14 protein-coding genes are annotated in these 11,506 nt (G+C 70.6%); 6 read left to right on the forward strand and 8 right to left on the reverse strand.

The annotated features are described in order from the left end of the window. Window positions 1-18 precede the first annotated feature (18 nt). The 4 genes from ACNFOC_RS42260 to hisN form a co-directional block, all read right to left on the reverse strand. Window positions 19-732 (reverse strand): ABC transporter ATP-binding protein, encoded by a 714-nt coding sequence (locus ACNFOC_RS42260; protein WP_416964324.1) that lies wholly within the window; start codon window positions 730-732, stop codon window positions 19-21. Between the two features lie 165 nt (window positions 733-897). After that, a complete protein-coding gene (locus ACNFOC_RS42265; protein WP_406122306.1) occupies window positions 898-1,314 on the reverse strand; it encodes a Fur family transcriptional regulator in 417 nt (138 codons plus the stop codon). A 130-nt stretch (window positions 1,315-1,444) separates the two neighbouring features. Beyond that, window positions 1,445-1,837 (reverse strand): CBS domain-containing protein, encoded by a 393-nt coding sequence (locus tag ACNFOC_RS42270; RefSeq protein ID WP_416964325.1) that lies wholly within the window; start codon window positions 1,835-1,837, stop codon window positions 1,445-1,447. A gap of 222 nt (window positions 1,838-2,059) precedes the next feature. Beyond that, window positions 2,060-2,860 carry a histidinol-phosphatase gene (gene hisN / locus ACNFOC_RS42275; RefSeq protein ID WP_406122275.1) on the reverse strand — a complete coding sequence of 267 codons (801 nt, stop codon included), beginning with the start codon at window positions 2,858-2,860 and terminating at the stop codon, window positions 2,060-2,062. A 250-nt stretch (window positions 2,861-3,110) separates the two neighbouring features. Between hisN and ACNFOC_RS42280 the strand changes: the two genes are divergently transcribed. Beyond that, window positions 3,111-3,716, forward strand: coding sequence for a TetR/AcrR family transcriptional regulator (locus ACNFOC_RS42280; RefSeq protein WP_416964326.1), 606 nt, complete (start codon window positions 3,111-3,113; stop codon window positions 3,714-3,716). A gap of 31 nt (window positions 3,717-3,747) precedes the next feature. Here the strand turns inward: ACNFOC_RS42280 and ACNFOC_RS42285 are convergent, their stop codons facing one another. The 4 genes from ACNFOC_RS42285 to ACNFOC_RS42300 form a co-directional block, all read right to left on the reverse strand. Beyond that, complete coding sequence (locus ACNFOC_RS42285; protein WP_416964327.1) at window positions 3,748-4,071, reverse strand: DMT family transporter; 324 nt, start codon at window positions 4,069-4,071, stop codon at window positions 3,748-3,750. An 86-nt stretch (window positions 4,072-4,157) separates the two neighbouring features. Next, complete coding sequence (rsgA, locus tag ACNFOC_RS42290) at window positions 4,158-5,168, reverse strand: ribosome small subunit-dependent GTPase A (RefSeq protein WP_416964328.1); 1,011 nt, start codon at window positions 5,166-5,168, stop codon at window positions 4,158-4,160. A gap of 12 nt (window positions 5,169-5,180) precedes the next feature. Beyond that, window positions 5,181-6,509 carry a 3-phosphoshikimate 1-carboxyvinyltransferase gene (aroA, locus tag ACNFOC_RS42295; protein WP_416964329.1) on the reverse strand — a complete coding sequence of 443 codons (1,329 nt, stop codon included), beginning with the start codon at window positions 6,507-6,509 and terminating at the stop codon, window positions 5,181-5,183. A gap of 122 nt (window positions 6,510-6,631) precedes the next feature. Next, window positions 6,632-7,354, reverse strand: a complete 723-nt coding sequence (locus ACNFOC_RS42300) for a M50 family metallopeptidase (RefSeq protein WP_416964330.1) — start codon at window positions 7,352-7,354, stop codon at window positions 6,632-6,634. Window positions 7,355-7,404: 50 nt separating this feature from the next. Here ACNFOC_RS42300 and ACNFOC_RS42305 point away from each other — a divergent pair, with 50 nt between their 5' ends. From ACNFOC_RS42305 to ACNFOC_RS42325, 5 genes are all read left to right on the forward strand, one after another. After that, the gene (locus ACNFOC_RS42305) at window positions 7,405-8,220 is read left to right on the forward strand and encodes an SOS response-associated peptidase (protein ID WP_416964331.1); all 816 of its coding nucleotides are present in this window, start codon (window positions 7,405-7,407) and stop codon (window positions 8,218-8,220) included. Between the two features lie 13 nt (window positions 8,221-8,233). Further along, window positions 8,234-8,863 carry an alpha/beta hydrolase family protein gene (locus ACNFOC_RS42310; protein ID WP_416964333.1) on the forward strand — a complete coding sequence of 210 codons (630 nt, stop codon included), beginning with the start codon at window positions 8,234-8,236 and terminating at the stop codon, window positions 8,861-8,863. Between the two features lie 236 nt (window positions 8,864-9,099). Next, entirely contained in the window at window positions 9,100-9,792 is a 693-nt protein-coding gene (gene sigR, locus ACNFOC_RS42315) for an RNA polymerase sigma factor SigR (RefSeq protein ID WP_327407085.1), read from the forward strand. Further along, complete coding sequence (rsrA, locus tag ACNFOC_RS42320) at window positions 9,789-10,091, forward strand: mycothiol system anti-sigma-R factor (protein ID WP_033282062.1); 303 nt, start codon at window positions 9,789-9,791, stop codon at window positions 10,089-10,091. Before sigR ends, rsrA begins: the two co-directional genes overlap by 4 nt. A gap of 142 nt (window positions 10,092-10,233) precedes the next feature. Then, a partial coding sequence (locus ACNFOC_RS42325; RefSeq protein WP_416964332.1) for an HD-GYP domain-containing protein occupies window positions 10,234-11,506 on the forward strand: 1,273 nt, incomplete at its 3' end.

Genomic DNA, 11,506 nt, shown 5'->3' on the forward strand with positions numbered 1-11,506 from the left:
GGCTGCAGCGGCAGATGTCTATAAGAGACAGGTGTCACGGATGTCGCCGGTGCGTGGGCGGGGGAACGGCGGGCGGTGTTCGGCGATGATCCGGCCCGGGCGGGCGGACATCACCAGGACGCGGTCACCCAGGACCAGTGCCTCCTCCAGGCTGTGCGTGATGAAGAGGGTGGTGGTGTGCAACGTCTGCGTGAGGTCGAGGAGTTCGTCCTGGAGGATCGTGCGGAGTTGCGCGTCCAGGGCGGCGAACGGCTCGTCCATCAGCAGGAGTTCGGGTTCTACGGCGAGTGCGCGGGCGATGGCCACGCGCTGGCGCATGCCGCCTGAGAGGGTCGCCGGGTAGGCGTGCGCGAAGTCGGCGAGGCCCAGACGGGTCAGCCACTCGGTGGCGCGGGCGTTCGCCTCGCGGTGCGGGACGCGTTGGATGTCCAGGCCGAAGCGGACGTTCGCCTTGACCGACTTCCAGTCGTAGATGCCGTAGTCCTGGAAGATCATGGCCGCCGGGCGCAGGCTTGACGTGCGGATCTCCAGGCTGCCTGTGGTGGGGCGCAATAGGCCCGCGGCTATGCGGAGGAGGGTGGATTTGCCGCAGCCGGACGGGCCCACCAGGCAGACGAACTCGCCGGGGGCGACGGTGAGTTCGAGGGGGCCGAGCGCGTCCACCTGGTGCGGGGTGCGGCCGAAGGTGCGGGTCAGTTGGGTGGCGTGGAGTTTTGGGTGCGGGTCTCCCACGGTTGCTCCTCGCGGAGTTCGGCACGGGTGGGGGGTGCCGCACGACGATATGACGGTGCGTCAGATTCAGGAAGGGTGCGCGCAGCAGGAAGAAGGGTGCGTGCAGCGCGAAGCCCCGGCGGCCGCGTTGTGCGGTGCCGGGGCTTGCGGGGTCTGCGACGGTCGTTACGCGCTCGCGCAGTTCGGGCACAGGCCGCGGTACGTCACCTCGACGTCCGAGACCGTGAAGCCGAAGCGCTCCGAGTCGGGGAGGTCGGCGAGCGGGTTGCCGCCCGGGTGGACGTCGCGGATCTGGCCGCACTGGGCGCAGACCAGGTGGTGGTGCGGGCTGTGCGCGTTCGGGTCGTAGCGCTTGGCCCGCTTGTCGGTGGAGACTTCGAGGACCTCGCCGAGCGAGACCAGCTCGCCCAGCGTGTTGTAGACCGTCGCCCGGGAGATCTCGGGGAGCTTGGCCACGGCGCGGGAGTGGACCTCGTCGGCGGTCAGGTGGACGTGGTCGCCGTCGAGCACTTCGGCCACGACGCGCCGCTGTGCGGTCATCCGCCATCCGCGTCCGCGCAGCCGCTCCAGAAGGTCACTCATGCTCGTCAGCCTAACAGCAGGATGACCAGTTTCCGAATAGGTGTGACTTTGGAGGGCTGCTGGACTTGGACTTAGTCCAATCGCTTGGTCGGGTCGCCTCAGGTCGCCTCGGGCTACCCCGGGTCGGCCGTCAGGCCGGTACCTGCTGCCGCGCCGGCGCCCAGCAGCGGATGATGTCGCGGACCGAGACGATGCCGGCGGGCTCGGCGCGGTCCAGGACGATGAGGTGGCGGAAGCCGCCGTGGGCCATCGCGCTGGCCGCGTCCTCCAGGGTCCAGGCCGGGGTGGCGAAGACGACGTCGGTGGTGGTGTGGGCGTGGGCGCGCTCGGTGTCCGGGTTCTGGCCCCGGCCGAGGGAGTTGAGGATGTCGCGTTCGGTGAGGATGCCGATGCCGCCGGCGTCCGGGTCGAGGACCACGGCCGCGCCGATGTGGCGCGAGGACATCAGGGCGGCTGCCTGGCGGAGGGTGTGGTCGGGGCCGATGGTGAGGACCACCGTGCTCATGGCGTCGCGGACCAGCATGGATTGCGGCGAAGGGTGCGGGTGCGGCATGGGATGAGGTCACCTCCTGGGGAATCCGTGTCGCTTCGCGGACCCCGGTCCGTCGCTTGCCGGCCGTGGGTCCGCTAGTTACCGGATTCACAAGTTCACAAGTGGGGGCGCTCTCAGAGTCGCAGGTAAAGCACGGGTCAACAAGGGGGCGTGCGTGGCCGGTTGGGGGCGTGTGCGGGCGTCTTGTGGTGGTCAGTAACGCTGGTTGAGATACCCCAGGAACTCGTCGTGCAGGATGCCGTTCGACGCGGCCGCGTTGCCGCTGTGCGGGCCCGGGTGGCCGTCGAGGCCTGTGAAGGTGCCGCCGGCCTCCGTGACGATGATCGCGGTGGCCGCCATGTCCCAGAGGGAGAGTTCGGGTTCGGCGCAGATGTCCACCGCGCCCTCGGCGACCATCATGTAGGGCCAGAAGTCGCCGTACGCGCGCGTGCGCCACACCTCGCGGGTCAGGTCGAGGAAGCCGCCCAGGCGGCCCTGGTCCTCCCAGCCGGTGAGCGAGGAGTACGCGAAGGAGGCGTCCGTCAGCTTCGAGACCTGGGAGACGCGCAGCCGGGACGCGGAGGACAGGCTGCGGCCCGTGTAGGCGCCGTGGCCCTTCGCGGCCCACCAGCGGCGGCCCAGCGCCGGTGCGGAGACCAGGCCGACGACGGGCTGGAAGCCGCCCTCCGCCGCCTCCATCAGGGAGATCAGCGTGGCCCAGACCGGGACGCCGCGTACGTAGTTCTTGGTGCCGTCGATCGGGTCGATCACCCAGCGGCGCGGGCCGGTGCCCTCGCTGCCGTACTCCTCGCCGATGACCGCGTCGCGCGGGCGGGCGCGCTGTAGGTGGCCGCGGATCAGTTCCTCGGCGGCCTTGTCGGCCTCGGTGACCGGAGTCATGTCCGGCTTGGTCTCGACCTTGAGATCGAGCGCCTTGAACCGCGCGGTCGTCGCGGCGTCGGCGGCGTCCGCGAGGACGTGGGCGAGGCGCAGGTCATCGTGATAGTCGGCCATGCGTGAACCGTATCTTCAGGGGTCGCGCCGGGGCTACAGGGTCCGGTGGGCGAAACGGGAGGTCGGGGATCACCGGCCGGGGCCCTCAGGGCGCGCCGCGGCCGGCTCCCGCCCGGCACCGGTCCCCGGACCGCGGCCCAACTCCCGCGCGCAATGGCCGAAGTGCGCCCCCCGGCACCGCCGCGAACCCTTGACAGTGCTCCCGCGCGCGTCAAATCTGGGCGCAGAGCCGCTCGTCCCCGGGAGGCGAATGATGCCTGCAGCGCGGGAGTCCCTGCTGGACGCCGCCTATACGGCGCTGGCCCGCCGGTCGTGGTCCACCGTACGGATGGTGGACGTGGCCGCCGCCGCCGGAGTGTCCCGGCAGACGCTGTACAACGAGTTCGGGAGCAAGGAGGGGCTCGCACGGGCGCTGGTCAGACGGGAGGCCGACGGGTATCTCGTCGGTGTCGAGCGGGCGCTCGGGAGTCACAGCGACGCCCGCGAGCGGCTGACCGCGACCGCCGAGTGGACCACGTCGGCGGCCCGCGAGAACGCGCTGGTACGAGCGATGCTCACCGGCTGCTGGAGCGAACGGCTGCCCTCGCCGACCCTGTCCGGTGTGCCGTCCTCCTCCGCCGTACCGGCACAGCGCCGGGCCGACGGGCCGCTGCCCTCACCCGGTGACTTCGTGGCCGTCGTCCGTGACCGCGCCGTAGCGGCGCTCGCCGGCCCCGGCGCGGCCAGGCCGGACACCGCCGATCTGGCCCGCTCCTGCGAACTCGTCGTCCGGCTCGCCCTGTCCTGTGTGGCGGCGCCGCCGGGGGAGGGGGGCGTGGGCGAACTGGTACGCAGTGCGCTGGGCCCGGCCAAATAGAGCCCAGCCAAATAAAGCCCAGCGAAATGAATCAGTGCGCGGAGCCCGACAGCTGGAGGCCGATCACGCCGACGATGACGAGGCTGATCGACACGAGCTTCAGCGTCGACACCAGGTCGCCGAGGAAGACCATGCCGTAGATCGCGGTGCCGGCCGCGCCGATGCCGGTCCACACGGCGTAGGCGGGGCCCACGTCGAGCTTCTTCAGGGAGAGGGTGAGCAGGCCGAAGCTGCCCAGGGCGAAGGTGCAGAAGGCGACGGTCGGCCACAGGCGCGTGAAGCCGTGGGACAGCTTCAGGCACACGGCGAACCCGGTCTCCAGAATTCCGGCCACGACAACCAGCAGCCACGCCATGTGCTGTCCTCCCGTTTGTCCGGCTCGGTGCGATTATGCACTTACCGAACTTGAGTCCCCACAAACACGCGGTGGTCAGACGGTGATCAGTCGCCCTCGGTTCGCTCACGGGTGGCCAGCAGCCGCCGTAGCGAATAGAGCCGCTGCGGGTCCGCGTGGCCGTCGGCCACCCACTGGTCCAGCGCGCAGTCCGGCTCGTCGTGACTGCACGCGCGCGGGCAGTTCTCGGTGCCGGGCTCCAGGTCGGGGAAGGCCTTGATCACCCGGGACGGGTCCACGTGGTGCAGGCCGAAGGAACGGACACCCGGGGTGTCGACGACCCAGCCGGAGTCGTCCGGCAGCGGGATCGCGCGTGCCGAGGTCGTGGTGTGCCGGCCGCGGCCGGTGACGGCGTTGACGATGCCGGTGCTGCGCCGCCGCTCCAGCGAGACCAGCGCGTTCACGAGGGTCGTCTTGCCGACACCGGAGTGGCCGACGAACGCCGTGATCTTGCCGTCGAGCTGCTTGCGGACCCGCTCCACCGCGGTGCCGTTCTCCAGCTCCTCCCGGCTCGTGACGACGTAGGGGACGCCCAACGCGCCGTACATCTCCAGGAGTTGGTCGGGTGGGGCCAGGTCCGACTTGGTGAGGACGAGGAGTGGGTCGAGGCCGCCGTCGTAGGCCGCTACCAGGCAGCGGTCGATCAGGCGGGGGCGTGGCTCGGGGTCGGCGAGGGCGGTGACGATGGCGAGCTGGTCGGCGTTGGCGACGACCACGCGCTCGTACGGGTCGTCGTCGTCGGCCGTGCGGCGCAGCACCGAGGTGCGCGGCTCGATGCGGATGATGCGGGCGAGGGTGTCCTTGTCGCCGGACAGGTCCCCGATGATGCCGACCCGGTCACCGACCACCGCCGCCTTCCGGCCCAGTTCGCGGGCCTTGACCGCCATCACGACCCGGTCCTCGACCAGACAGGTCAGCCGGCCCCGGTCGACGGTGAGGACCATGCCCTCGACCGCTTCCTCGTGCTTGGGGCGGATGTTCGTGCGCGGCCGGTTGCCCTTGCGGTTCGGGCGCTGGCGGATGTCGTCCTCGTCGGTGTTCTTGCCGTAGCGACGCATGGCGTGTGTCCCCTACGCCCCATCGCTCCCGAGCATCCCGGTCCACAGGTCGGGGAAGTCCGGAAGGGTTTTCGCCGTCGTCGCCACGTTCTCGATCTGCACGCCCTCGACCGCGAGGCCGATGACCGCGCCCGCGGTGGCCATGCGGTGGTCCTCGTACGTGTGGAAGATTCCGCCGTGCAGCCGGCGCGGGCGGATGTGCAGACCGTCGGCGGTCTCGGTCACATCGCCGCCCAGCTCGTTGATCTCCTTGGTGAGCGCGGCGAGCCGGTCCGTCTCGTGCAGGCGCAGGTGGGAGACACCCCGCAGGGTCGAGGGGGAGTCGGCGAGGGCGGCCACGGCCGCGATACCCGGGGTCAGTTCGCCGACCTCGCCCAGGTCCACGTCGATGCCGTGGATCGCACCCGAACCGGTGAACTCCAGCCCGTACTCGGTGAGTTCGCAGGAACCACCCATCTCGGTGAAGATCTCCCGCAGCCGGTCGCCGGGCTGGGTGGTGCGCGCCGGCCAGTCCGGTACGACGACCTTGCCGCCGGCGACGAGCGCCGCCGCGAGGAACGGCTGGGCGTTCGACAGATCCGGCTCGACCGTCAGGTCCCGGCCGAGCAGCGCGCCCGGGGTCACCCGCCAGACGTCGGGCTCGCCGCCCGACTCCGGGGTGTCCACCTGGGCGCCGACCGCGCGCAGCATGTCGACCGTCATGCGGATGTGCGGCATCGAAGGGAGCGAGGAGCCGATGTGCCGGACCTCGACACCCTGGTTGAAGCGCGGTCCGGAGAGCAGCAGGGCGCTCACGAACTGCGACGACGAGGACGCGTCGATCTCCACCGGGCCGCCGTCCAGCGCGCCCCCGCCGTGCACCGTCAGCGGCAGCGCGCCCCGGCCGTCGTCGTCGATCCGGGCACCGAGGACGCGCAGGGCGTCGATCACTCCGTGCAGGGGGCGTTCGTACGACCGCGGGTCACCGTCGAAGCGGATGGGGCCGTCGGCCAGAGCGGCGACCGGCGGCAGGAAGCGCATCACGGTGCCGGCGTTGCCGACGTCGACCGTGGCCGGGCCGTGCAGGCCCGAGGGGATGACTCGCCAGAACTCTCCGGAGCCCTTTTCTGTGCCTACGCCTTCCTCGATGCCTACGCCCATTGCGCGGAGGGCGCCAGCCATCAGGAGGGTGTCTCGGGAGCGGAGGGGGCGGCGCAGCCAGCCCGGTTCGCTGGCGAGGGCGGCGAGGACGAGGGCGCGGTTGGTTACCGACTTGGACCCGGGGACGTGGACCGTCGCGTCGACGGCTCCGCGGGCGTGCGGGGCGGGCCAGAGGGCGGTTTGTGCGTCGTTCGGGGCCATGGGCCCACTGTATAAGTAGGCCGTCTGTCGAGTGCCGCGCCGTCGTGGCTGGTCGCGCCCGCGCGGCGGAGCCGCAATTAGATACAGCCCCGCGCCCCTGGTGACTGCCCCTTCGGGGCTAGTCACCATTCCAACAACCATCGTCCCCCGCCTATCAGTGAGCACAGGGAGACGAGGTGGAAGAGGAACAGCCACAAGCCCGCTGGCACGTGGGTCAGTCGCGCCAACTGGTCCGCGTCCGAGTCGCCCGCGCCGCCCCTCGACCTCTTCGCCTGGAGCTCGAACGCCGGGCGGACTCCCCCCAGCAACAAGAACCACACCACCGCGTACGCGAACGCCGCCTGCACCTGGGGGCCCGTCAGCCAGGACACGAGCAGGAAGGCCGCGCCGCTGAGGATGACCGTGAGGGCGCCGTAGGCGTTGCGGATCATCACCAGCATGGCTATCAGGAGGAGGGTCGACAGCCACAGGAGGAGGGTGATGTGGCCGGCGCCCAGGAGGGCCGCGCCGCCCAGGCCCAGGAGCGGGGGAGCGGTGTAGCCGGCGGCCGCCGTGAGGATCATGCCGAGGCCGTGCGGCTTGCCCCGGCTGACCGTGAGGCCGCTGGTGTCGGAGTGGAGGCGGATGCCGGTGAGGGTGCGGCCGGTGAGCAGGGCCACCAGGCCGTGGCCGCCCTCGTGCGCGATGGTGATGGCATTGCGGGAGAGGCGCCACACGCCGTGCGGGACGACCACGGCCAGAGCGGCGACCATGGTGGCGATCACCACCCACAGATCCGGGTCGGGCTGGCTGCCGAAGACCTCGTCCCAGAGGGCGGGTATCGAGGTGATTGCGGTGCTGTCCATTGGTGGCGGAGGCTCCCGTGGGTGTCGTCGAATCTGGCAGTCTGGCACGTATGTGCGGACGGTATGCAGCGAGTCGTGGGCCCGAGGATCTCGCAGGAGTCTTTGAGATCGAGAAGTGGGAGCCCGAGGAGGTTCTGGCCCCCGACTACAACGTGGCCCCGACCAAAGAGGTCTATGCAGTCCTCGACCGTCCACTTAAGGACGCGGACAGCCCTGAGCCGGTTCGCCAGCTGCGCAAGCTCAAGTGGGGGCTCGTGCCGAGCTGGTCGAAGACCCCCGAGGGCGGGGCGCGGATGATCAACGCCCGCGCGGAGACCGTGCACGAGAAGCCGTCGTACCGTCGCGCCTTCTCGACCCGGCGCTGCATCATCCCCGCCGACGGCTACTACGAGTGGGTCACCGCCAAGGACGAGCGGGAGCTGGAGGTCGAGGGCAAGAAGAAGCGGCAGCGCAAGCAGCCGTACTTCGTGCTGCCCGCCGACGGGTCGGTGTTCGCGATGGCCGGGCTGTACGAGTTCTGGCGGGACCGGACCCTGCCCGACGACCATCCGCTGGCCTGGTGGGTCACCTGTTCGGTGATCACGACCGAGGCGGAGACGACCCCGCTGGCGGTGCCCCCGGCCGAGGGGCCGCACGCGCTGGCCGACATCCATCCCCGGATGCCGCTGATGCTCACCCCGGACCGCTGGGACTCCTGGCTCGACCCCTCCCGCACCGACCCGGACGACCTGCGCGAGCTGCTCGCCCCGCCGCCCGCCGGGCTGATGCGCGCCTACCCGGTCTCCACGGCCGTGAGCAACGTCCGCAACAACGGGCCGGAGCTGCTGAAGGAGCTGGAGGGGCCCGAGGAGGGCACACTCTTCTAGCGTGAGCCAGATCATTTCCAGCGAGATCATCGAGACCGACGCGGGGACCGCCCGCGTCACCTGGCACCCGGCCAGGAAGGCGCGGCTCGTCCTCGCCGTCAGCCATGGCGCCGGCGGTGGCATCGAGGCACGGGATCTCCAGGCCCTCGCCGCCGTACTCCCCGCGCACGGTGTGACCGTCGCGCTGGTCGAGCAGCCGTGGCGGGTCGCCGGGAAGAAGGTGGCGCCCGCGCCCAAGACGCTCGACGTGGGGTGGCGGGGGATCTGGACGGCGGTCGCGAAGCCCGGCCTGCCGGTGATCTCCGGGGGCCGTAGCGCGGGAGCACGCGTGGCCTGTCGTACGGCTACGGAGCTGGGCGCGGCCGCCGTCCTCGCCCTGAGTTTCCCGCTGCATCCGCCGGGCAGGCCCGAGAAGTCGCGGGCCGGCGAACTGCTCGGCGCCGGGGTGCCCACGCTCGTCGTGCAGGGCGGGAACGACCCCTTCGGGAAACCGGCGGAGTTCCCGAACGGCGACTTCGAACTGGTCGAGGTGCCGTACGGCGATCATGGCTTCGCCGTGCCCAAGCGGGCGGAGATCGGGCAGGACGAGGCGCTGGAGATCATCACGGGGCGCGTGGTGGAGTGGACTCGAACACTCGGGTAAAGGGCGGGAATGCCGGGGCCCCTACCACTGTTGTGGCGAACACAGAGAGTCGTAGAAAGGAAGTCCGCCGCATGGGTTCGACCTTCTGCCCGGCCCGTAGCAGCCGCTCCGACCTGGACTGGTCGGTGCTGCACGCGACCAAGGCCACCCCTATTGGGGCGGCGGGCGGACCGGATCGTCGTCTATCCTCCGATTCTGGTGGCATCGGCTTCGGTGCTGCCCGGAATCTTGAGGAGGTGGGTCCGGTTCCCGGTACCGACGCAGGGACCGAACACGGCCAGGCGGAGCAGCCCGAGGGCCAGGGCACGAGCGAGGTCACACCGGAATCGACCTCGGAGCGCAGCGCGCGCTTCGAGCGGGACGCGCTCGAATTCCTCGACCAGATGTACTCGGCCGCGCTGCGCATGACGCGAAACCCGGCCGACGCCGAGGACCTGGTGCAGGAGACGTACGCGAAGGCGTACGCGTCCTTCCACCAGTTCCGCGAGGGCACCAACCTCAAGGCGTGGCTGTACCGGATTCTCACCAACACGTTCATCAACTCGTACCGCAAGAAGCAGCGTGAACCCCAGCGCTCCGCGGCCGAGGAGATCGAGGACTGGCAGCTCGCGCGTGCCGAGTCGCACATGTCGACCGGTCTGCGCTCCGCCGAGTCGCAGGCGCTCGACCACCTGCCCGACTCGGACGTGAAGGAAGCGCTCCAGGCGATCCCCGAGGAATTCCGCATCGCCGTCTATCTCGCGGACGTCGAGGGCTTTGCGTACAAGGAGATCGCGGACATCATGGGGACACCCATCGGTACGGTGATGTCCCGGCTGCACCGGGGCCGTCGTCAACTGCGCGGCATGCTCGAGGACTACGCGCGTGACCGCGGACTGGTCCCGGCCGGTGCCGGAGAGTCGAACGAAGCGAAAGGCTCGGGCTCATGAGCTGCGGAGAGCCGCACGAAACGGACTGCAGTGAGGTCCTCGACCATCTCTACGAGTTCCTCGACAGCGAGATGCCGGACGTCGACCGCGCCAAGTTCAAGCAGCACTTCACGGAGTGCTCGCCGTGCCTGGAGAAGTACGGGCTCGAAGAGGCCGTGAAGAAGCTGGTCAAGCGCTGCTGCGGGCAGGACGACGTGCCGACCGACCTGCGGGCCAAGGTCCTGGGGCGGCTCGACCTGATCCGTTCCGGGCAGGCCGTGCCCGAGCACGACCTGACGGCCGCCCCACAGGAGTCCTGATCTCCTGACGATGTCCTCGGTGTCCTGAACGGGCGATCGTCACTCGAACGTGCTAATCCGCGGGTGATACGCCCGCAGCTCTCCCCCGACCGCCCTAGGCTCCTCGGCCTGGACAGGCATGGTCGGGGGGAGGGCGTCAGCCATGGAGGCGACACCGGCACGGGCACGTGCGTACGTCGTCTGTGTCGTCGCCGGTGCCCTGTGGTGCCTGCTTCCGCTCCCGGCCGTCCACGCACCCTGGTGGGCGGTCGCGCTGTTGGCCGCGCTGTACGCTGGCTGCGAGCAGGTCGCCCGGCGCCGCTTCGCGGGCACCTTCTACCCGGTCCTGCTAGCCGCGGCCTTTCTTCTCCCCCCGCCCGCCGCCGCGCTCGTACCGCTGCCGGGGGCGCTGTTCTCCCGTGTCGAGCAGGGCTCGCCCTGGCTGCGGCGCAGCTGGCGGGCCGCGCAGCTCGCGCTGGGCGTGTGGGCGGCGGCACGTGTGCACTGGGCGCTGGGCGGGCGGAACGCCGTCGTCGCGTCCGACTTCCCGTACGCGCTGGTGCCCGCGCTGGCCGCCGTCCTCGCCTTCTGTCTGGTCCTCACCGTGCTCGACGGCGGGATTCTCGCGCTGGCCGAGCGGATGCCCGTACGACGGGCCTGGCGGGGGCTGTTCCTACGGTCCCTGGCGCCCATCGGCGTGCACGGGCTCGCCGGGCTGATGATGGCCGTCCTGTGGCGCAGTCCCTACGGCCCTGTGGCCGCGCTGCTCGTGCTGCTGCCGATGGGGGTGTCCTGGTGGGTGTTCGCCCAGTACCACCAGGAGCGTGCCGCGCATCAGGCCACCATCCGTGCCCTCGTCCAGGCCGTCGACATCAAGGACGGGTACACCCGCGGGCACAGTGAGCGGGTCGGGCAGGCGTCGATGATGATCGCGCGGGAGCTGGGGATGGACGACTCGCGGGTGGAAGTGCTCCGCTTCGCCGGGATCCTGCACGACGTGGGGAAGCTGGGCGTTCCCACGCGGTTGCTGCGCAAGGACGGGCCGTTGACTCCCGAGGAGCGGCGGGTGATCGAACTGCATCCCGAGTACGGGCACGAGATGGTGCGGGGCATCGGTTTTCTGGGGGAGGCTCGTGCGGCGGTCCTGCACCACCATGAGCGGTTGGACGGGAGCGGGTATCCGTACGGGCTGTTGGGGAGTCAGATCCCGGAGTCCGCGCGGGTAGTCGCTGTCGCCGACGCCTTCGACGCGATGACGTCCACTCGGTCCTATCGTCGCGCTCGGCCGGTGTCTGTTGCGCTGGAGGAGTTGTCGCGCTGTGCCGGTACGCAGTTCGACCCCTTGATGGTCCGGGCGTTGGTGCGGGCGCTCGGGCGGTGCGGGTGGCATCCGGCGGTGACCGCTGACGAGGTCCAGTCGCCCATTGTCTTCCCAC

Origin of the sequence: Streptomyces colwelliae, from assembly GCF_048158785.1 — a bacterium.
Classification (GTDB): domain Bacteria; phylum Actinomycetota; class Actinomycetes; order Streptomycetales; family Streptomycetaceae; genus Streptomyces.

Bases quoted from the DNA above. Each gene is read 5' to 3' on its own strand.
- ACNFOC_RS42265 (WP_406122306.1), bottom strand. From the start codon at position 1,314: ATGAGTGACCTTCTGGAGCGGCTGCGCGGACGCGGATGGCGGATGACC.
- ACNFOC_RS42270 (WP_416964325.1), bottom strand. From the start codon at position 1,837: ATGCTGGTCCGCGACGCCATGAGCACGGTGGTCCTCACCATCGGCCCC.
- hisN (WP_406122275.1), bottom strand. From the start codon at position 2,860: ATGGCCGACTATCACGATGACCTGCGCCTCGCCCACGTCCTCGCGGAC.
- ACNFOC_RS42280 (WP_416964326.1), top strand. From the start codon at position 3,111: ATGATGCCTGCAGCGCGGGAGTCCCTGCTGGACGCCGCCTATACGGCG.
- ACNFOC_RS42285 (WP_416964327.1), bottom strand. From the start codon at position 4,071: ATGGCGTGGCTGCTGGTTGTCGTGGCCGGAATTCTGGAGACCGGGTTC.
- rsgA (WP_416964328.1), bottom strand. From the start codon at position 5,168: ATGCGTCGCTACGGCAAGAACACCGACGAGGACGACATCCGCCAGCGC.
- aroA (WP_416964329.1), bottom strand. From the start codon at position 6,509: ATGGCCCCGAACGACGCACAAACCGCCCTCTGGCCCGCCCCGCACGCC.
- ACNFOC_RS42300 (WP_416964330.1), bottom strand. From the start codon at position 7,354: ATGGACAGCACCGCAATCACCTCGATACCCGCCCTCTGGGACGAGGTC.
- ACNFOC_RS42305 (WP_416964331.1), top strand. From the start codon at position 7,405: ATGTGCGGACGGTATGCAGCGAGTCGTGGGCCCGAGGATCTCGCAGGA.
- rsrA (WP_033282062.1), top strand. From the start codon at position 9,789: ATGAGCTGCGGAGAGCCGCACGAAACGGACTGCAGTGAGGTCCTCGAC.